The 18,165-nt window shown below is 66.8% G+C and carries 21 protein-coding genes; 9 read left to right on the top strand and 12 right to left on the bottom strand.

Features of this window, described 5'->3' with window-relative positions:
• Positions 1 to 78: 78 nt before the first annotated feature.
• The 6 genes from WT26_RS20770 to WT26_RS20795 form a co-directional block, all read right to left on the bottom strand.
• Positions 79 to 714, bottom strand: a complete 636-nt coding sequence (locus WT26_RS20770; protein ID WP_059803024.1) for a LysE family translocator — start codon at positions 712 to 714, stop codon at positions 79 to 81.
• A gap of 71 nt (positions 715 to 785) precedes the next feature.
• The gene (locus WT26_RS20775) at positions 786 to 2,174 is read right to left on the bottom strand and encodes a nucleobase:cation symporter-2 family protein (RefSeq protein ID WP_059529801.1); all 1,389 of its coding nucleotides are present in this window, start codon (positions 2,172 to 2,174) and stop codon (positions 786 to 788) included.
• A gap of 129 nt (positions 2,175 to 2,303) precedes the next feature.
• Positions 2,304 to 3,014 (bottom strand): substrate binding domain-containing protein, encoded by a 711-nt coding sequence (locus tag WT26_RS20780; RefSeq protein ID WP_069270773.1) that lies wholly within the window; start codon positions 3,012 to 3,014, stop codon positions 2,304 to 2,306.
• 88 nt (positions 3,015 to 3,102) lie between these two features.
• Positions 3,103 to 3,606: a NuoB/complex I 20 kDa subunit family protein gene (locus tag WT26_RS20785; RefSeq protein WP_059592126.1), complete on the bottom strand. Its 504-nt coding sequence runs from the start codon at positions 3,604 to 3,606 to the stop codon at positions 3,103 to 3,105.
• Positions 3,603 to 4,124 (bottom strand): pyridoxamine 5'-phosphate oxidase family protein, encoded by a 522-nt coding sequence (locus tag WT26_RS20790; protein ID WP_060018717.1) that lies wholly within the window; start codon positions 4,122 to 4,124, stop codon positions 3,603 to 3,605. The genes WT26_RS20785 and WT26_RS20790 overlap by 4 nt, the downstream gene beginning before the upstream one ends.
• A gap of 259 nt (positions 4,125 to 4,383) precedes the next feature.
• On the bottom strand, positions 4,384 to 5,004 hold the full coding sequence (locus WT26_RS20795; RefSeq protein ID WP_021157577.1) for a LysE/ArgO family amino acid transporter: 621 nt from the start codon (positions 5,002 to 5,004) through the stop codon (positions 4,384 to 4,386).
• A 110-nt stretch (positions 5,005 to 5,114) separates the two neighbouring features.
• Here WT26_RS20795 and WT26_RS20800 point away from each other — a divergent pair, with 110 nt between their 5' ends.
• A complete protein-coding gene (locus WT26_RS20800; RefSeq protein ID WP_039344521.1) occupies positions 5,115 to 6,008 on the top strand; it encodes a LysR family transcriptional regulator ArgP in 894 nt (297 codons plus the stop codon).
• Between the two features lie 63 nt (positions 6,009 to 6,071).
• Here the strand turns inward: WT26_RS20800 and fnr are convergent, their stop codons facing one another.
• The 3 genes from fnr to WT26_RS20815 form a co-directional block, all read right to left on the bottom strand.
• The gene (fnr, locus tag WT26_RS20805; RefSeq protein WP_059523493.1) at positions 6,072 to 6,818 is read right to left on the bottom strand and encodes a fumarate/nitrate reduction transcriptional regulator Fnr; all 747 of its coding nucleotides are present in this window, start codon (positions 6,816 to 6,818) and stop codon (positions 6,072 to 6,074) included.
• Positions 6,819 to 6,962: 144 nt separating this feature from the next.
• On the bottom strand, positions 6,963 to 7,430 hold the full coding sequence (locus tag WT26_RS20810) for a universal stress protein (protein WP_069273836.1): 468 nt from the start codon (positions 7,428 to 7,430) through the stop codon (positions 6,963 to 6,965).
• Between the two features lie 655 nt (positions 7,431 to 8,085).
• Entirely contained in the window at positions 8,086 to 8,496 is a 411-nt protein-coding gene (locus tag WT26_RS20815) for a DUF3005 domain-containing protein (RefSeq protein ID WP_069273837.1), read from the bottom strand.
• Positions 8,497 to 8,776: 280 nt separating this feature from the next.
• On the opposite strand from WT26_RS20815, the gene WT26_RS20820 reads away from it, so the two are divergent.
• Positions 8,777 to 9,010 carry a hypothetical protein gene (locus WT26_RS20820; protein ID WP_059523499.1) on the top strand — a complete coding sequence of 78 codons (234 nt, stop codon included), beginning with the start codon at positions 8,777 to 8,779 and terminating at the stop codon, positions 9,008 to 9,010.
• Between the two features lie 94 nt (positions 9,011 to 9,104).
• A complete protein-coding gene (epsC, locus tag WT26_RS20825; RefSeq protein ID WP_069273838.1) occupies positions 9,105 to 10,025 on the top strand; it encodes a serine O-acetyltransferase EpsC in 921 nt (306 codons plus the stop codon).
• 11 nt (positions 10,026 to 10,036) lie between these two features.
• Here the strand turns inward: epsC and WT26_RS20830 are convergent, their stop codons facing one another.
• The 3 genes from WT26_RS20830 to WT26_RS20840 form a co-directional block, all read right to left on the bottom strand.
• Positions 10,037 to 10,840 carry an SDR family oxidoreductase gene (locus WT26_RS20830; protein ID WP_069273839.1) on the bottom strand — a complete coding sequence of 268 codons (804 nt, stop codon included), beginning with the start codon at positions 10,838 to 10,840 and terminating at the stop codon, positions 10,037 to 10,039.
• Positions 10,840 to 11,469 carry a GTP cyclohydrolase I FolE gene (gene folE, locus WT26_RS20835; protein WP_069273840.1) on the bottom strand — a complete coding sequence of 210 codons (630 nt, stop codon included), beginning with the start codon at positions 11,467 to 11,469 and terminating at the stop codon, positions 10,840 to 10,842. Before folE ends, WT26_RS20830 begins: the two co-directional genes overlap by 1 nt.
• Before the next feature lie 103 nt (positions 11,470 to 11,572).
• Positions 11,573 to 12,499, bottom strand: a complete 927-nt coding sequence (locus WT26_RS20840; protein WP_069273841.1) for a LysR family transcriptional regulator — start codon at positions 12,497 to 12,499, stop codon at positions 11,573 to 11,575.
• 116 nt (positions 12,500 to 12,615) lie between these two features.
• Between WT26_RS20840 and pobA the strand changes: the two genes are divergently transcribed.
• The 6 genes from pobA to pcaC all read left to right on the top strand — a co-directional run bounded on the left by pobA (position 12,616) and on the right by pcaC (position 18,026).
• The gene (pobA, locus tag WT26_RS20845; protein WP_069273842.1) at positions 12,616 to 13,851 is read left to right on the top strand and encodes a 4-hydroxybenzoate 3-monooxygenase; all 1,236 of its coding nucleotides are present in this window, start codon (positions 12,616 to 12,618) and stop codon (positions 13,849 to 13,851) included.
• Between the two features lie 144 nt (positions 13,852 to 13,995).
• Entirely contained in the window at positions 13,996 to 14,712 is a 717-nt protein-coding gene (locus WT26_RS20850) for a 3-oxoacid CoA-transferase subunit A (protein WP_021157587.1), read from the top strand.
• A 13-nt stretch (positions 14,713 to 14,725) separates the two neighbouring features.
• Entirely contained in the window at positions 14,726 to 15,382 is a 657-nt protein-coding gene (locus WT26_RS20855) for a CoA transferase subunit B (protein ID WP_006482308.1), read from the top strand.
• 88 nt (positions 15,383 to 15,470) lie between these two features.
• Positions 15,471 to 16,829 (top strand): 3-carboxy-cis,cis-muconate cycloisomerase, encoded by a 1,359-nt coding sequence (locus tag WT26_RS20860; protein ID WP_059523511.1) that lies wholly within the window; start codon positions 15,471 to 15,473, stop codon positions 16,827 to 16,829.
• A gap of 14 nt (positions 16,830 to 16,843) precedes the next feature.
• A complete protein-coding gene (gene pcaD / locus WT26_RS20865) occupies positions 16,844 to 17,629 on the top strand; it encodes a 3-oxoadipate enol-lactonase (RefSeq protein ID WP_069273843.1) in 786 nt (261 codons plus the stop codon).
• Positions 17,630 to 17,639: 10 nt separating this feature from the next.
• Positions 17,640 to 18,026 (top strand): 4-carboxymuconolactone decarboxylase, encoded by a 387-nt coding sequence (pcaC, locus tag WT26_RS20870; RefSeq protein WP_069273844.1) that lies wholly within the window; start codon positions 17,640 to 17,642, stop codon positions 18,024 to 18,026.
• The last annotated feature ends 139 nt before the right edge of the window (positions 18,027 to 18,165 follow it).

Below are 18,165 nucleotides of genomic sequence, written 5' to 3' on the forward strand. Positions count from 1 at the left end.
CACCGTGATTCGGTGGCGGACGCGCGCCGGCGCACCGGCGCGGATCGATCTGCCGGAGCCGGATGAAGCCAGGTCCGGCTAGTTTCCCGCGTTGCGCCGATACAGGCTCAGCGCCACGGCCAACCCCGCCAGCATGCCGGCGCAGCCGCGATTGAGCCATTGCAATGCACGCCCGGACAGCGCTTTCATCGCATGGTGACCGCCGATCGCGTACACGCACATCAGTGCGATGTCGATCAGTGCGGTCGTGATCGCAAGCGTGACGTACTGCGGCGCGACAGCCGCACGCGCATGAATGAACTGCGGCAGAAAGGCGGAGAAGAACAGCAGGCCTTTGGGATTGGACAGCGCGACCAGCAGCGAACGCCTGAAGGCGGACCAGCCGTCATGTGCCGCGACCGTCTCCGTGTTTTCGGGGCGAGCGAGCGTCGCAGGCGCGCGCCAGAGCGCCCATGCGAGATACAGCAGATAGGCGGCGCCGATCCATTTCACCGCGGCGAACAACTGCTCCGATGCCTGCAGGATTGCGCCGAGCCCGCAGCCCACGGCGCCGATCAGGATCAGATCGGACAAGGCGGCGCCGGCGATGCCATAGGCCGCGACGCGCAGGCCGCGCGTCGCGCCGTTGTTCAGCGCCAGCAGCATCGTGGGGCCGGGCGTGATGGTGACGGCCGAGACCGTGACCGCGTACAGCAGAAGTGTCGTTGAATCCACGTTTCGGCTCCGGAGTGGATGGATAAACGTCGATCTGCGCGGCCCGCTATCCCGGCGGCGCCGTCAGTCCGTCACTTCTTTTCCGGCAGGAACCAGTTCATCACGAGCGCGCAGATGCCGCCCGTCGCCACGCCCGATTCCAGCACGTTCTTCAGCGCGTGCGGCAGGCTGTTGAGGATGTCCGGCACCTGCGACACGCCGAGGCCGAGCGCGAGCGACACCGCGATGATCAGCAGGGCGCGACGATCGAGCTGGACGCCCGCGAGGATGTTGATGCCCGATGCGGCCACCGCGCCGAACATCACCATCGCCGCGCCGCCGAGCACGGGCTCCGGCACGGCCTGCAGCACGCCGGCGACGACCGGGAAAAGGCCGAGCACCACGAGCATCCCCGCGATCCAGATGCCGACGTAGCGGCTGGCGACGCCGGTGATCTGGATCACGCCGTTGTTCTGGGCAAACACCGAGCTCGGGAACGTGTTGAACACGCCGGCCAGCAGCGAGTTCGCGCCGTTGACGAGCACGCCGCCCTTGATCCGTTGCATCCACACTGGGCCTTCGACCGGCTCGTTCGAGATCTTGCTGGTGGCCGTGACGTCGCCGATCGCTTCGAGCGACGTGACGAGGTAGATGATCAGCATCGGCACGAACAGCGACCACGAGAAGCCGATGCCGAAGTGCAGCGGCGTCGGAACCTGGAACAGCGCGGCCTGGTGCATGCCGGTGAAGTCGAGGCGGCCGAGGAACGCGGCCGCGAGATAACCGATGACGAGCGCGATGACGAGCGCGGTGCTGCGCACCCACACGATCGGCACGCGGTTCAGCAGGATGATCGTGCCGAGCACGAGGCCCGACAGCGTCAGGTTCTCCGCGCTCGCGAACGTGCCGTTGGCCATCGCGCCGAAGCCGCCGCCCATGCTGATGAGGCCGACCTTGATCAGCGTGAGGCCGATCAGCAGCACGACGATGCCGGTGACGAGCGGCGTGATCAGGCGCTTCACGAACGGCAGGATGCGCGACACGCCCATTTCGACGAACGACCCGGCAATCACGACGCCGAAGATCGCGGCCATCACGGTTTCGACCGGTGTGCCTTGCTTGACCATCAAGCTGCCGCCGGCGATCAGCGGGCCGACGAAGTTGAAGCTCGTGCCCTGGACGATCAGCAGGCCGGCGCCCAGCGGGCCGAAGCGCTTGCACTGGACGAAGGTGGCGATTCCGGAAATCACCAGCGACATCGACACGATGAGGGTCGTATCGCGGCTGGACACGCCGAGCGCCTGGCAGATCAGCAGGCCGGGCGTGACGATCGGCACGATGATCGCCAGCAGGTGCTGCAGCGCGGCGACGAAGGCGACCATCGGCGCCGGCCGGTCGTTCGGGCCGTAGACGAGGTCGCGGGCCGAATCTGCGGCGTCGGCGCCATGGGCGGCGGGTTGGGCGGGGGAGGCGGGTTGCATGGCGGAGCGGCCGGTCGGGATGGAAAGTGCAGGATTTTAACGGGAAGGCCCGCCGCCCTCCCGGAACGGCCGCCGGACGTCAGTGCGCGCCGGCCGCGCCCGGATGACGCGAGCGGGCGGCGAGCGCCGTCACGCGGGCGGCGAATGGGGCGTCAGCGCGTCGAAGAATGCGACCGCATGGTCGATGAACGTCCGCACCTTGGCGGGCAGCAGCGTGCGCGAGCTGTACGCGAGACGCAACTCGGTCGCGGCGTCGACGATCCTGAACGAATCGAGCACGCGGACGAGCCGGCCGGACGCCAGATCGTCCTGGACCAGCGGGCTCGGCAGCAGGCCGAGGCCGAAGCCCTGCAGCACCATGCCGAGATTGAAGACGGCGTTGTTCGACGCGATTTCGTAGCGAAACGGCACGGCCACGTCGTCATCGCCGACGCGGAACGTCAGCTCGGCCTTGCGGATCGACGGCGAGATCGCGACGAACACGTGCGCATCGAGGTCGGCAGGATTCTGCGGCGACGCGTGCTGTTTCAGATAGTCGGGGGATGCGACGAGCGTAAACGGAATGCGCTCGACGAGCCGCGTGACGACCGTGTCGGACGTCAGCATGAACGGCAGCAGCAGGCCCACGTCGAAGCCTTCCGCGACGAGATCGACCGGGCGCTCGGCCAGCGTCACGTCGATGTCGATCTTCGGGTGCTTGCGCTTGAAGCTCGCGAGCAGCGGCGTGATGCGGCTCGTCGCGGCCGTGGCGTGCGCGATCACGCGCAGCACGCCGGTCGGCTCGCGCGCCAGCATCGATGCGCCTTCCTCGAGCGCGTCGAGATCGGCGAGCACGCGCATGCACCCTTCGTAGAACTGTTCGGCGGCTTCCGTCAGCGAGATCTGGCGTGTCGTGCGATTGAACAGCCGGATGACGACGCCGAATCACTCACCGCCGCTCAAATACGCGCGGCTGGCTGTGGGTGCTGTGTTCCATGATCTTGCGTTGCAGCTGCATCAATCCATAGATCAATGCCTCGGCAGTCGGCGGGCAGCCCGGAACGTAGACGTCCACCGGCACGATCCGGTCGCAGCCGCGCACCACCGAGTAGCTGTAGTGATAGTAGCCCCCACCGTTGGCGCACGATCCCATCGACACGACGTATCGCGGTTCGGCCATTTGATCGTAGACCTTGCGCATGGCCGGAGCCATCTTGTTGGTCAATGTGCCGGAAACGATCATCAGGTCGCATTGCCGCGGTGATGCGCGAGGGATCATGCCAAAGCGATCCATGTCATATCGGGCCCCCGCCGCATGCATCATTTCGACCGCGCAGCATGCGAGACCGAACGTCATGTACCAAAGGCTGTTCGTCCGCGCGGCCGCCAGGACGGCCTCGAGCGAGGTCACGACGAAGCCGTCTTTCTCCAGCGTGAATGGTTGATCGATCATGGCTGGAAAGTCGAGATCGGTTGCCCGCCATCGGTCGGAAACGTTTGATGTGCTTGCCAGTCGCCGTCCTTCCGAGTCAGCCGAACCGAGTTGAGGCCCAGTGGCGCGGGCGCGACCCCGCGCATGCGCGACCACAGTTCAACCCAGGCCGGCTCACAGGTGACGGTGATCACGTAGGGGTCATCCGGCCCGTTGGGGAACCAGGTGTGCAGCGATTCCTTCCAGATGCGCTGCTTCAGCGCAGTATCCGCGGAGGTTTTCGGGGCGGCGCCGATCGTTACGTATCCTCGGTCAGCCATGCTGAGGAAGGACAGGCTGATCGTCTTCCCTTGGCGAATCTCCAGCGCCTTGCGCGTTCTCGAGTCGGTCATGAAACGAATCGTGAGATCCGTCCCGATCTCCAGAATCTCGACGACCCGGGAGTTGATCTGGCCGGACGCGTCGTTCGAAGACACAAAACAGAAGGTGCAGTTGCTGACGATTTCGTGCGCGTGTTGAAGGAGCTGACTTGTATTCATGACGACGTCCGGCAGGGTTTCAGGAAGACCTTGAAAACCAACGAAACTTGACTCAGCGTCACGCTGGCGTATTACATGCACTATGTGCAACTGTATACGTCGTGCATGTTTTTGGCAACATGCAGCTGGTCGAGGCTGGCGTCGGGCCGTCGAATACTCGCCGTCGACCGCCACGACCGCATTCACCCGGATGCCGTGGCGGGCCCAGGCCTGCGCGAACGAACACGTGAGCTTCGCGAGGCGGCGCGCGGCTGACGCATCACCGCAACTGCACGGCCGCGAGAAACAGCACCATGCTGCCGATCGCGCCGTCCAGCACGCGCCACGCAACGGCCTTGCGGAACCACGGCGCGAGCAATCGCGCCCCGTAGCCGAGCCCGAGGAACCACACGACGCTGACCGACATCGCGCCGATCGCGAACGCGAGCCGCGCGCCTTCCGGCTCACGCGCGCCGGCCGTGCCGATCAGCAGGAACGTGTCGAGATACACGTGCGGGTTGAGCCACGTGAACGCGAGTGTCATCAGCACGATCGCGAGCCCGCTCTGCGGCGGCGGGGCGACCGCATCGCCGCGCACGTCGAGCGTTTCGTGGCCCGGCTTGAACGCGCGGCGCAGCGCGTTGATGCCGAACCACGCGAGATAGGCGAGGCCCACATACAGCACCGCATGGACGAAGGTCGGATAGCGCTCGACGAGCGCCGATGCGCCGCCGACGCCTGCGCCGATCAGGATCATGTCGGACAGTGCGCACAGCAGCACGATCTTGCCGACATGCGAGCGCATGATGCCCTGCCGCAGCACGAAGGCGTTCTGCGCGCCGATGGTGACGATGAGCGACCCGCAGAGTGCGGCGCCGTGGGAAAAAGCGAGCCAGTTCATGATGGATGACAGCCGGAGAAGCAGTAGACGGATGAATCGGGTAGCGCTAGTCTGCGGTCAGCATGAAAATAAGAGAAGCTAAATCACCTAATGCAGATTAAGGAAATCTAATGCTCGACTACGCGTTGCTCGATGCCCTCGCGGCCGTGATCCGGCATGGTTCGTTCGAGCGTGCGGCCAAGGAGCTGAACGTCACGCCGTCGGCCGTGTCGCAGCGCGTGAAATTGCTGGAAGAGCGGGTCGGCAGCGTGCTCGTCAAGCGCGGGCAGCCGTGTGTCGCGACGACATCGGGTGCGCTGCTGTGCCGTCACACCGAGCGCGTGCAGCTGCTCGAGGCCGAGCTGGGCGGGCGGATGCCGGCGCTGCCGGGCCAGATCGCGAGCGCGTGGCCGACGTTGCGCGTGGCCGTCAACGACGACAGCGTCGCGACCTGGTTCATCGACGCGGTCGGGCCGTTCTGCACGGAGCGCGAAACCTTGCTCGACCTCGTGATCGACGACCAGGATTACACGGCATCGCGTATTCGCGACGGCAGCGTGCAGGGCGCCGTGACCGCACAGGCCGAGCCGATCCAGGGGTGCCGGTCGGAGCGGCTCGGGCGGATCCGCTATCGCGCGGTGTGCTCGCCGGCGTTTTACGAACGCTACTTCGGCGCGGGCATTACCCGCGATGCGCTGCGTCGCGCGCCGTGCGTGATGTTCAATCCGAAGGACGGGCTGCAGGCGCGTTTCATCCGGCGCGTGACGCGCGCGGATCTCGATCCGCCGCAGCACTGGATACCGCACGTCGCCGGCTATCTGCGCGCATGCGAGACGGGACTGGGATGGGGGATGTGTCCGGACCGGATGGTCGATCGCCAGCTGGCGGCGGGTGAACTGGTCGACATGTCGCGCGGGCGAACGATCGATATCGACCTTTACTGGCAGAGCTGGCGTTTGTCGATCGGCTGGCTCGACGATTTCAGCGCGGCGCTGAAGGCGCGCGCCGCGCTGTTCCTCGATTGACCGAATTGACCGAACGTGACGCGGACGGCGCGGCGCGCGAGATGCGCGCCGTGCGGCATCACGTCAGACGTGGTGCAGGCCGTCGAAATCGACGATCTGGACGTGGCGGCCCTGCATTTCGATCAGGCCGCGCTTCTGGAATTTCGACAGCGTGCGGCTGACCGTTTCGAGCGTCATGCCGAGATAGCTGCCGATGTCTTCGCGCGTCATCCGCAGGTTGAATTCCGACGGCGAGTAGCCGCGCTTCAGGTAACGCGACGATACGTCGAGCAGGAACGCGGCGACGCGCTCTTCGGCATTCAGCGAACCGAGCAGCATCGTTTGCGACGTTTCGCGCACGATCTGTTCGCTCATCAGCTTGTGCATGCGCAACTGCATCGAACCGGCTTCCGAGCACAGTGCCTTGAGCGCGCTGTACGGAATCACGCAGACGGAGCTGTCTTCCAGCGCGACCGCGGTGCGCGGATGCGTGTCGTCGCAGATGCCGTCGAGGCCGAGCGCTTCGCCGGCGAGATGCAGGCCGGTGACCTGCTCGCGGCCGTCGTGGCGCGTCGCGACGGTTTTCAGCGAACCCGAGCGCACCGCGTACAGGTTGTCGAATGCGTCGCCTTCGCGGAACAGCGCTTCGCCGCGCTTGACGGGGCGCGCCGCGCAGATGACCGACTCGAGGCGACTGAGCGCTTCGGGCGCCAGGCCCTGCGGCATGCACAGGTGCCGCATCGCGCACGTCGAGCAGTGCGCGGCCTGGCGAGGCGCCCAGCTACCGGCATGAGGCGTGGCGGCGGGGCGTGTGGCGACGGGCGTCAGCATGATCGTTTACTCCGGCGTTGAATCGACCGAATCATTGTCCCACCGCAACCTGCCGCTGTCGGGTGACAAAACGTCGCGATTCGTTATAGGCATGCAGGCATGACCGGCGACGCGACGGCGTCCGCTGCGCGCGCCGGCCGGGGTTCAGTTCGATTGTTCGCCGGCGTGCGCGGCCGCCGGAATCAGCAGCACGGGCAGCGTCGCGTGGCGCACGCATTGCTCGGCGATGCTGCCGAGCACGAGACGGCGGAACCCGCGGCGGCCGTGCGTGCCGAGCACCAGCAGATCGGCGCCGAACGCTTTCGCGCCGTCGAGGATCAGCGAGGAGACGTCGTTGAGCGACGTCGCTTCGGCGAACCGGGCCTCGCCCTTTACGCCCGCCGCCTGCATCAGCGGCGTGAATTCCTTCGCGAGCGCGTCGCCCTGCGCGACGAGCTGGTCGCGCAGCACGGACGGATCGTAGCCGGGCACGTTGTAGTAGATCGCGGCGTTCTCGACGACGTAGAACGGTTGCAGCTCGGCGCCGTGCGATTTCGCGAGCGCCAGCGCGGCATCGAACGCATGGCGGGACGTGTCGCTGCCGTCGACGGCAACCAGAATACGCTTGTACATAGTGTCTCCGAGATGCGGGTTGAAAAGGAACCGGCCGGAGGCCGGTTGCACGGCGCGCTGCTGCGACGCAGGTTAAACGAATGCCGGCGACCTTGCAGTGCCGTCGGCCATGCAGCGCGACGCCGACGTCGGTTGCGATCGGGCGAGTCGCGGCCGTTGCGTGTGCACGCCGCATGCAACGCCGCGGCCGATTGCGCCGCGGTGCCGTCGCAGGACCGTCGCTGGACGATGAGCACGTCGGTGTTCGGTGCCTGCGCAACGATCGCCGGACCGGCGCTGCGCGGGCTTCGCCATTGAAGCGTAAAAGACGTCACGCGACCTGACGTCGATCAAACGATGTGCACGTTGGAACCGCGCGGCGACATGCCGGATGCGGCGCGGACATGCTAGGAAAGCGGCGGGCAGGGCGCCGGCGATGGAAGGGCGCGCGAAGGTGCGACGGGGCGTCGCAGCTTGCGGCGCTCAGGCGCCCCGATGGATCGTGGCAGACTGATGGTCCGGTTCGCCGTTCGGGCAGTCGAATGTCTGCTGCCGCTGACGCCGTCGCAAGCGCGCGCATGCCGCTGCGCCATGATGGTGCGTGCCGTTTCACGACACGCCGACGTCGCGACGCGCGCGGCAACGGCTGTGCAAACGGTTGCTTCAAACGCCGCGGCTAGCGCGTCGTCGTCTTCAGCTCGATCACCCGTTCCGGCCGGCGCGCATGGCCCGGCCAGTGCTCGCGCCCCCGCATCCGGCGCACGGGGCTCACGACTTCTTCGTCGAGCGGTTGCGGCGCATCGAAGCCCTTCTCGATCATCACGTAGCCCTCGCGCAGCGCAAGCGCCAAATGATTGCCGCCCGGCCGGCTGTCGTATCCCGCGAGGCCGTCGGCGGATTCGGGCATCGCGTTGTCGAGCGACGCATTGCTCGTCGTGATTTGATCAGGCGACATCGGTTCGCCCCGCGCGAGGCGTGCCGCTTCGCGGTTCTTGCCGTCGGTGTCGACCGTGCTGTCGTGCGTGTCGTCGTTGTCGAGCTCGATGCTGCGCGGATGCGTGGAACGCATTTGTGCAGACGATTGCATCGCGGCTCTCCTCGCGGCGAAGCGTTCCGGATCCAAGCAAATCCCGTTCCGGGCGTGACGGGAAAAGGCGCGCGGGCGATCGCCGCGGTCGCGCGACGCGCACTGATTTGTCATGATTTATTTCAGCTAGAAGACGCGTTTTCTACAGAGTATGATTCTTTTCCTGCGAAGCGGCGACAGGGGACGCAGGATGGCCGCTTCCGCCCCGACCAGGGCGCCGCAACACCCTCACGGACGGATCGTGAACAAAAGAAAGCAAGGGACTAGAGGTGGCGGATTCATGCAAGCGACTACTGCCTTCACGCACCGCGGTTATCTGTTGAATTGCGCGCCCGCGCGTGCCAGCGACGGTTCGTTCAAGCCCTACGTCGTGATCTCCCGATCGAGCGACGGGGAGCTCGTCGCGAACCGATTTTTCCCGATCGAGCTCCAGTTCAACGACGAAGGCGACGCGATCGCGCACGCGCGCGACTGGGCCGTGCGATGGATCGACGCCAGCAGCATCGCGATCTGACGCCGGCCCCCGGCTGAAAAACGCGGTAATCTTGGCAGACCCGTCACTTTTATTTGCGGCCGCGCGTGCAGCGCCGGCTGCCTGCTTTTTGCATATGCCGAAATCGCTTGCCCGTCAGTGGGGCCTCGAAGAAATCGTCGCCGGCTTGCGTGAGTCGCGCGAGGAACTCCATCGCACGCGCCATCCGCGCGGCATTCGCGAACTGCCGTCGCGCGATGCGATCTGCAAGATTGTGACCGGCCTGCGCGCGTCGATGTTTCCGACGCACTACGGCGCACCGGATCTGACCGACGAGACCGTCGACTATTATGTCGGCCATACGCTGGAGAGCACGCTGCGCATCCTGTCCGAACAGATTCGGCGCGCGCTGCCGTTCCTGCCCGAGCATGCCGATACGCCGTTCGCCGAGCTCGACGAACGCGCGTTCGAGATCGCGCGCGAATTCGGCCGGCAACTGCCGGCGGTCCGCGCGCTGCTCGTCAGCGATATCCAGGCCGCCTATGCGGGCGATCCGGCCGCGCAGCACATCACCGAGATCCTGCTGTGCTACCCCGGCGTGCTGGCGATGATGCACCACCGGCTCGCGCACGCGCTGCACCGGCTTGGCGTACCGCTGCTTGCGCGATTCATCAATGAAATCGCCCACTCGGCCACCGGCATCGACATCCACCCGGGTGCGCAGATCGGCCCGAGCTTCTTCATCGACCACGGCACGGGTGTCGTGATCGGCGAGACGGCGATCATCGGTGAGCGCGTGCGCGTGTACCAGGCCGTCACGCTCGGCGCGAAAAGCTTCCCGGCCGATGGCGATGGTGCGCTGGTCAAGGGCAACGCACGGCACCCGATCGTCGAGGACGACGTGGTGATCTACGCGGGCGCGACGATTCTCGGCCGCGTGACGATCGGGCGCGGTTCGGTGATCGGCGGCAATGTGTGGCTCACGCACAGCGTGCCGCCCGGCACGAGCGTCGCGCAGGGCAAGGTTCGCGAAGGCGGGAGCGCCGAGAAGCCGTAACGCGGCGCGCGTCAGCGTTCGCCTGACGGCGAACGGTGCTTGTACAGCACGTCCTGGTCGACGCGGATCAGGTTCTGCCCCGCATCGACGACGAAATCCACGCCGTTGTATGCGTTGCCCGTCAGCATCAGGATCGCGCTCGCGACGTCGTCGGGGCCCGCGATACGCGCGAGCGGCGTCGATGCGCGGCTCGCGTGTTCGAAGTCGGCCTGCGTCTGGTCGTCGCTCGGCAGCATCAGCCCGGGGAACACCGCGTTCACGCGCAGCACCGGCGCGGACGACAGCGCGAGCATCTGCGTGAGGTTGCCGAGTGCGGCCTTCGCGACCGTATAGCTGAAATGGTCGCGGTGAAAGTTTTCCTTGATCTTCTGGTCGACCACGTTCACGACGACACCCTGCGTACCGGCGGCGCGGGCCCGTTCGTAGAACGCGCGCGTGAGCAGGATCGGCGCGCGGCAGTTGACGGCCCACGCCTGGTCGAACGCCGCGAGGTCGAAGCTCGGGAAATGGTCCTGCCAGAAAACCGACGCGTTGTTGACGAGGACGTCGAGGCGCCCGAAGCGCGCATACACCTGGTCGATCAGCGCGGCCACCTGCGCGGCGTCCGACAGGTCCGCCTGCAGCGCCACGGCGTCCGTCCCGCGCTCGGCGATCGCGCGCGCGGCGGCGTGCGCGGCGTCGGCGGAACGGTCGTAATGCACCGCGGTGCGATAACCATGCTTCGCGAAATACTCGGCGAACGCACGCCCGGCCCGGCGCGCGGCGCCGGTCACGAGCACGACGGGCGCGTGCGCCGTTTGCTTCGTCGACTCCATTACGTATTCGTCAGGTTGACTGAGGAAGGATTCGCGACGATCGACAGGAATTCGCGCCGCGTCGACGGATCGGTGCGGAACGTGCCGAGCATGCGCGACGTCACCATCTCGACGCCCGGCTTGTGCACGCCGCGCGTCGAGATGCACTGGTGCGCGGCTTCGAGAATCACGCCGACGCCTTTCGGCTGCAGCACGTCGAACAGCGTGTCGGCGATCTGCACGGTCATCTTTTCCTGGATCTGCAGGCGCTTCGCGAACGCGTCGACGAGGCGCGCGAGTTTCGAGATGCCGACCACGCGATGGTTCGGCAGATAGGCGACGTGCGCGCGGCCGATGATCGGCACCATGTGGTGCTCGCAGTAGCTCTCGAAGCGGATGTCCTTCAGCACGATCATTTCGTCGTAGCCGTCGACTTCGCTGAACGTGCGCGCGAGGATGTCGCGCGGCTCCAGCGCGTAACCGGCGAAGAACTGCTCGTAGGCGCGCACGACGCGCGCGGGCGTGTCGAGCAGGCCTTCGCGTGCGGGATCGTCGCCGGCCCAGCGCAGCAGCACGCGGACGGCTTCCTCGGCCTCCGAACGGCTCGGCCGGGACGCGGCAGGTTCGGGCCGCGAGGATTTTTTACCCATGTATTCGCTCCATCGAGTATGGCCGCCTGCGGCGGCGGCGAGATGGGGAGCATTGTTTCATGCTTTCGACGGTCGTGCGTCGCGCGGCAACCGCGCGGCCGGCTCACTTCGGCCATTCGTCCTGCTCGTCGTTGAACAGCGACGCGACGACGCCGCGCAGCCACGCGGTGCGCGGATCGTTGTGGTACTTGCGATGCCAGTGCTGCTTCAGGTCGAAGCGCGGCAGTGCGAGCGGCGGCTCGACGGGCACGATGAACGCGTGCTCCGCCGCATACACATAGCCGATCGCATGCGGCACTGTCGCGATCAGGTCGGTGCGGCTCAGGATGAACGGCAGGCTCATGAAGTGCGGCGTCTCGAGCACCGCGCGGCGCTGCATGCGCTGCTTCGCGAGATATTTCTCGAGCACCTCCTGGCTGCGCCCTTCGGCACGCACCACCGCGTGCCCGCAGGTGAGGAACTGTTCGACCGTGAACGGCGGCGCCTGTTCGAACGGATGGCCGCGCCGCATCAGGCAGACGAACCGGTGCGTGAACAATCGCTGCTGGAAGAAGTTGTTGCCGTCGAGATCGGGGAAGTAGCCGACCGCGAGATCGATCGACCCGGCTTCGAGGCCGCGACCGACTTCGTCGTGCGCGAGCGAGACCGAGCGCAGGTTCGCGTGCGGCGCGCGCGTCGCGAACGCCTGCAGCAGTTTCGGCAGGAACACGATCTCGCCGACGTCCGACAGTGCGATCGAGAACGTATGCGTGCTCGCGGCCGGGTCGAAGTCGTGCGGCGCGACGAGGCCGCGCTCGATCTGCGCGAGCGCGTCGCGGGCGGCCGGCAGCAGCGCGAGCGCGCGCGGCGTCGGTTCCATCCCGCGCGACGTGCGCACGAACAGCGGATCGCCGAAGTATTCGCGCAGCCGCCCGAGCGCCGTGCTCACGCGCGGCTGGCTCACGCCGAGCAGGTCGCCCGCGCGGCTCACGTTGCGCGTGTCGTCGAGCGCGACGAGGTAGGGAATCAGGTTCAGATCGAGCGTGTCCATCGCCAGGCCAGTATCTGGGAAACGTATACAACATATCTCCTGAATCGCGTTGCCGCATAGTCGGGAAAGCGCTCAAATGTGTTCGACGATTCGAATTAATGTTCAGGAGACGAACAATGCGCACCCAGGTCGCCATCATCGGCGCCGGCCCGTCCGGCCTTTTGCTTTCCCATCTGCTGCGCCTGCAAGGCGTCGATTCCATCCTCGTCGAAGCGCGTTCGCGCGAATACTGCGAGAACCGCATTCGCGCCGGCGTGCTGGAGCAGGGCACGGTCGATACGCTGAACGAAGCCGGCCTCGGCGAGCGGATGCGCCGCGAGGGGCTCGAACATCACGGCATCGAGCTGCTGTTCTCGGGCCGGCGCCATCGCATCGACCTGTCCGAATTGACCGGCGGGCGCGCGATCACCGTCTACAGCCAGCATGAAGTCGTGCGCGACCTGATCGCGGCCGGTGTCGAGCACGGCCACGCGATGCATTTCGAAGTGAGCGACGTCGCGTTGCACGACGTCGAAGGCGAGCACCCGTTCGTCACGTTCAAGCATGCCGACGGCCGCGACGACCGCATCGACTGCGACTACATCGCCGGCTGCGACGGCTTCCACGGCATCGCGCGGCAGACGATTCCCGCCGAGCGGCTGAATACGTTCGAACGCGTCTATCCGTTCGCGTGGCTCGGCATCCTCGCCGACGCGGCGCCGTCGCTCGACGAGCTCGTCTACGCGCATCACGACAACGGCTTCGCGCTGTTCTCCATGCGCTCGCCGACGGTCACACGCCTGTACCTGCAGTGCAAGCCCGACGAAAACCTCGCCGAATGGTCCGACGCGCGGATCTGGGACGAACTGCACACGCGCTTCTCGAACGACACCGGCTGGACGCCGACCGAGGGCCGGATCACGCAGAAGAGCGTGACGCCGATGCGCAGCTTCGTGTCGGAGACGATGCAGCACGGGCGCCTCTTCCTCGCCGGCGACGCCGCGCACATCGTGCCGCCGACCGGCGCGAAGGGGATGAACCTGGCGGTGGCCGACGTCCGCGCGCTGTCCCGCGCGCTCGGCGCACGCTACCGGACGGGCGACACGACGCCGCTCGACACGTATTCGGCGACCTGCCTCGAACGCGTGTGGCGCGCCGAGCACTTCTCGTACTTCATGACGAACATGCTGCATTCGTCGCCGGAAGACTCGCCGTTCGTCAATCGCCTGAAGTTTGCCGAGCTGAAATACGTGACGCGCTCGCGGGCCGCCGCGCAGTCGCTCGCCGAAAACTATGTCGGGCTGCCGTTCGACGACGCGACGGCGGCCCCCGAGGGAACCCGCCTTGACAACGCGCTGTGCGCGACTCTATGATCGGCCCATCGTTCGCTAATCGAATCTAGGTTCGATTGGCGAACAAATACCGGGATCGACATTCGGCCCCGGCGCGGCACGCGGCACGCGCGTGTCCCCTCGACAGGCCGCGCATCGAGCCGCGGGTTCGTATCAGGAAGAGACATGGTCAACAAGATTTTCGAATCGCTTCAGTCGGCGGTGGCCGACATCCACGACGGCGCGACAATCATGATCGGCGGCTTCGGCACGGCCGGCATGCCGTCCGAGCTGATCGACGCGCTGATCGAACAGGGCGCGCGCGACCTGACGATCGTCAACAACAACGCGGGCAACGGCGAGACGGGTCTCGCGGCGCTGCTGAAGGCGAAGCAGGTGCGCAAGATCATCTGCTCGTTCCCGCGCCAGAGCGATTCGCAGGTGTTCGACGGGCTGTACCGCGCCGGCGAGATCGAGCTGGAGCTCGTGCCGCAGGGCAACCTCGCGGAGCGTATCCGTGCGGCGGGCGCCGGCATCGGCGGCTTCTTCACGCCGACGGGTTACGGCACCAAGCTCGCGGAAGGCAAGGAAACGCGCGTGATCGACGGCAAGCCGTACGTGTTCGAGACGCCGATTCACGCCGATTTCGCGCTCGTGAAGGCGTACAAGGGCGATCGCTGGGGCAATCTCGTGTATCGCAAGACTGCGCGCAACTTCGGGCCGATCATGGCCAGCGCCGCGAAGGTCGCGATCGTGCAGGTGTCGGAAGTCGTGCCGCTCGGCGCGCTGAACCCGGAACACATCGTGACGCCGGGCATTTTCGTCCAGCGCGTCGTCGAGGTGCCGCAGGCCGCGCACGCGGCCGAGCTGGCCGCCGAACACGCTGCATCGCAAGCCGCTTGAGGGAGATATTCAGATGAAACGACTGACCCGCGATGAAATGGCCAAGCGCGTCGCCCAGGACATCCCCGAAGGCGCGTACGTGAACCTCGGCATCGGCGTGCCGACGCTGGTGGCGAACCACCTCGACCCGAGCAAGGAGATCTTCCTGCACAGCGAGAACGGCCTGCTCGGCATGGGCCCCGCACCCGCGCCCGGCGAGGAAGACGACGAACTGATCAACGCCGGCAAGCAGCACGTGACGCTGCTCACCGGCGGCGCGTATTTCCACCATTCGGATTCGTTCGCGATGATGCGCGGCGGCCACCTCGACTACTGCGTGCTCGGCGCGTTCCAGGTATCGGCGAACGGCGACCTCGCGAACTGGCATACGGGGGCGCCCGATGCGATTCCGGCCGTCGGCGGCGCGATGGACCTCGCGATCGGCGCGAAGCAGGTGTTCGTGATGATGGAGCACCTGACGAAGCAGGGCGAAAGCAAGATCGTCGCGCAGTGCTCGTACCCGGTCACCGGCGTGCAATGCGTGAGCCGCATCTATACGGATCTCGCCGTGCTCGACGTGACGGCCGACGGGCTGGCCGTGAGCGAGATCTTCACCGACCTGTCGTTCGACGAACTGCAGAAGCTGACCGGCGTGCCGCTGATCGACGCGACGCAAAAGGCGGCTGCCTGAACCACCGACGTGCCGGCGCGTGCGCTTGCGCGCATGCCGGCGCGCTTGGGTGGACAATAGGCGCACGCCGTTTCCCCAATCTGATGCCATGCTCGAAGACAGCGCCCGCCTGACCTCCCTCATCTGCGGCACCGAGCCGCTCAACCGGATCTGGTCGCCCCGCGCGACGATGCAGCGGATGCTCGACGTCGAGGCCGCGCTCGCGCGTGCGCTTGCCGCGCGGCAGGTGATTCCCGCCGCCGCGGTCGCGCCGATCGAGCGCGCGTGCGACGCAAGCCGGCTCGACGCCGACGCGCTCGCGCACGGCGCGGCGCTCGGCGGCAATCTCGCGATTCCGCTCGTGAAGCAGCTCACCGCACAGGTGAAGGCCGACGACCCCGAGGCCGCGAAGTTCGTGCACTGGGGGGCGACGAGCCAGGACATCATCGATACCGCCACCGTGCTGCAGCTGCGCGACACGCTCGACGTGCTCGAGCCGATGCTCGACGAAGCGTGTGCGTCGCTCGCGGCGCTCGCGCGCACGCATCGCGCGACGCCGATGATCGGCCGCACGTGGCTGCAGCAGGCGCTGCCGATCACGCTCGGTTTGAAATTCGCGCAATGGCTCGACGCACTGCTGCGCCATCGCGCGCGTTTCGCCGAATTGCGCGAACGCGCGCTCGTGCTGCAGTTCGGCGGCGCGGCCGGCACGCTCGCGAGCCTGCGCGAACAGGCGGCCGGCGTCACGGCCGCGCTGGCGGCGGACCTGAAGCTCGCCGCACCGGCCGTGCCGTGGCACACGCAGCGCGACCGCATCGCGGAAGCCGCGTCCTGCTTCGGGATGCTGACGGGTACGCTCGGCAAGATCGCGCGCGACGTGTCGCTGCAGATGCAGACCGAAGTCGGCGAGCTTGGCGAACCGGCCGCCGCCGGCAAGGGCGGCTCGTCGACGATGCCGCACAAGCGCAACCCGGTCGGTTGCGCGGCGGTGCTCACCGCGGCAGTGCGCGCACCGAACCTCGTCGCGACGGTGTTCGCGGGCATGGTCCAGGAACATGAACGTGCGCTCGGCGGCTGGCAGGCCGAATGGGACGCGCTGCCCGATCTCGCGCGCCTGACCGGCGGCGCGCTTGCGCAGATCGCCCAGATCGTCGCGGGCCTCGACGTGAACACCGAACGCCTTGCCGCGAACCTCGACCTGACGCGCGGGCTGATTCTCGGCGAAGCGGTGATGCTCGCGCTCGGCGACAAGATCGGCCGGCTCGACGCGCATCACGTCGTCGAGCATGCGTCGAAGGAAGCCGTGCGCACGGGCGCGACGCTGTTCGATGTGCTCGCCGCCGATGCGACCGTGTCGGCGCACCTGTCGCGCGACGCGCTCGCGCGGCTGCTCGATCCCGCTCATTACGTCGGCGAGGCGCAGGCCTGCGTCGACGCCGTGCTCGCGCTGCACGCGGGCACGCCATAACCAGGAGAACCTCGATGCCTTTCGCCACTGTCAACGGCGTGAAACTGCATTACCGGATCGACCGTGCCGCGCGCGACGACGCGCCATGGCTCGTCTTCTCGAATTCGCTCGGCGCCGACCTGCAGATGTGGGCGCCGCAGATCCGTCCGCTCACGCAGCACTTCAACATCCTGCGCTACGACACGCGCGGCCACGGCCATTCCGATGCACCGGCCGGTTCGTACACGATCGAGCAGCTCGCCGGCGACGTGATCGGCCTGCTCGACCACGTCGGCATCGATCGTGCGCATTTCTGCGGGATCTCGATGGGCGGGCTGACGGGCGCGGCGCTGGCCGCACGCTTCCCGTCGCGCATCGTGCGCGCGGTACTGTCGAACACCGCGGCAAAGATCGGTTCGCCGGAAGTGTGGGCGCCGCGCGCGCAGAAGGCACGCGCCGAAGGGATGGCCGCGCTTGCCGACGCCGTGCTGCCGCGCTGGTTCACCGACGCATTCGTCGAGCGCGAGCCGCGCCTGTTCGATGCGATCCGCGACACCTTCGTGCATACCGACAAGGACGGCTATGCGGCGAACTGCGACGCGCTGAATGCCGCCGACCTGCGCGAAGAGGTAAAAGGCATCGCGCTGCCGGTGCTCGTCGTGACCGGCGCGAAGGACATGTCGACGCCGCCCGACCAGGGCCGCGCGCTCGCCGCCGCGATTCCGAGTGCGCAGCACGCCGAATTCGACGCCGCGCATATTTCGAACATCGAATGCACCGACGGTTTCAACCGTGCGCTGCTCGATTTCCTGACCGCGTGAGGCACCGACGATGGACGACCAGAAACGTTACGAAGCGGGGATGAAGGTGCGCCGCGCGGTGCTCGGCGATGCGCACGTCGACCGGTCGCTCGAGAACCGCACCGAGGTGACCGACGAATTCCAGAACCTGATCACGCGATATGCATGGGGCGAGATCTGGACGCGCGACGGCCTGCCGCGCCATACGCGCAGCCTGCTGACCATCGCGATGATGGTGGCGCTCAATCGCGGCGAGGAGCTTGCGCTCCATCTGCGCGCCGCGCGCAACAACGGCGTGACCCGCGACGAGATCAAGGAAGTGCTGCTGCAGACCGCGATCTATTGCGGCGTGCCGGCTGCGAATTCCGCGTTCCATCTCGCGGACAAGATCTTCAAGGAACAGGACGGGGCGGGTTGACGGCCTGCCGGACGCCGACGCCGAAGCCCGCATGAACGGGCTGACACCAAACGTGCCGACAGTGCATCGGCACGCAGCGCATCGAATCCGGTGCGCAAACAAAGGAGGGCGCGGCCGATGAGCCGCGCCGCTTATATAT

The organism is Burkholderia cepacia (assembly GCF_001718835.1).
GTDB lineage: Bacteria > Pseudomonadota > Gammaproteobacteria > Burkholderiales > Burkholderiaceae > Burkholderia > Burkholderia cepacia_F.

Excerpts from the sequence above, each read along its gene's own strand:
- WT26_RS20775 (WP_059529801.1), bottom strand. The coding sequence starts at position 2,174 with ATGCAACCCGCCTCCCCCGCCCAACCCGCCGCCCATGGCGCCGACGCC.
- WT26_RS20780 (WP_069270773.1), bottom strand. The coding sequence starts at position 3,014 with ATGCGCGTGCTCGCCGATCTCGACGCGCTCGAGGAAGGCGCATCGATG.
- WT26_RS20785 (WP_059592126.1), bottom strand. The coding sequence starts at position 3,606 with ATGATCGATCAACCATTCACGCTGGAGAAAGACGGCTTCGTCGTGACC.
- WT26_RS20790 (WP_060018717.1), bottom strand. The coding sequence starts at position 4,124 with ATGAATACAAGTCAGCTCCTTCAACACGCGCACGAAATCGTCAGCAAC.
- WT26_RS20795 (WP_021157577.1), bottom strand. The coding sequence starts at position 5,004 with ATGAACTGGCTCGCTTTTTCCCACGGCGCCGCACTCTGCGGGTCGCTC.
- WT26_RS20800 (WP_039344521.1), top strand. The coding sequence starts at position 5,115 with ATGCTCGACTACGCGTTGCTCGATGCCCTCGCGGCCGTGATCCGGCAT.
- fnr (WP_059523493.1), bottom strand. The coding sequence starts at position 6,818 with ATGCTGACGCCCGTCGCCACACGCCCCGCCGCCACGCCTCATGCCGGT.
- WT26_RS20810 (WP_069273836.1), bottom strand. The coding sequence starts at position 7,430 with ATGTACAAGCGTATTCTGGTTGCCGTCGACGGCAGCGACACGTCCCGC.
- WT26_RS20815 (WP_069273837.1), bottom strand. The coding sequence starts at position 8,496 with ATGCAATCGTCTGCACAAATGCGTTCCACGCATCCGCGCAGCATCGAG.
- WT26_RS20820 (WP_059523499.1), top strand. The coding sequence starts at position 8,777 with ATGCAAGCGACTACTGCCTTCACGCACCGCGGTTATCTGTTGAATTGC.
- epsC (WP_069273838.1), top strand. The coding sequence starts at position 9,105 with ATGCCGAAATCGCTTGCCCGTCAGTGGGGCCTCGAAGAAATCGTCGCC.
- WT26_RS20830 (WP_069273839.1), bottom strand. The coding sequence starts at position 10,840 with ATGGAGTCGACGAAGCAAACGGCGCACGCGCCCGTCGTGCTCGTGACC.
- folE (WP_069273840.1), bottom strand. The coding sequence starts at position 11,469 with ATGGGTAAAAAATCCTCGCGGCCCGAACCTGCCGCGTCCCGGCCGAGC.
- WT26_RS20840 (WP_069273841.1), bottom strand. The coding sequence starts at position 12,499 with ATGGACACGCTCGATCTGAACCTGATTCCCTACCTCGTCGCGCTCGAC.
- pobA (WP_069273842.1), top strand. The coding sequence starts at position 12,616 with ATGCGCACCCAGGTCGCCATCATCGGCGCCGGCCCGTCCGGCCTTTTG.
- WT26_RS20850 (WP_021157587.1), top strand. The coding sequence starts at position 13,996 with ATGGTCAACAAGATTTTCGAATCGCTTCAGTCGGCGGTGGCCGACATC.
- WT26_RS20855 (WP_006482308.1), top strand. The coding sequence starts at position 14,726 with ATGAAACGACTGACCCGCGATGAAATGGCCAAGCGCGTCGCCCAGGAC.
- WT26_RS20860 (WP_059523511.1), top strand. The coding sequence starts at position 15,471 with ATGCTCGAAGACAGCGCCCGCCTGACCTCCCTCATCTGCGGCACCGAG.
- pcaD (WP_069273843.1), top strand. The coding sequence starts at position 16,844 with ATGCCTTTCGCCACTGTCAACGGCGTGAAACTGCATTACCGGATCGAC.
- pcaC (WP_069273844.1), top strand. The coding sequence starts at position 17,640 with ATGGACGACCAGAAACGTTACGAAGCGGGGATGAAGGTGCGCCGCGCG.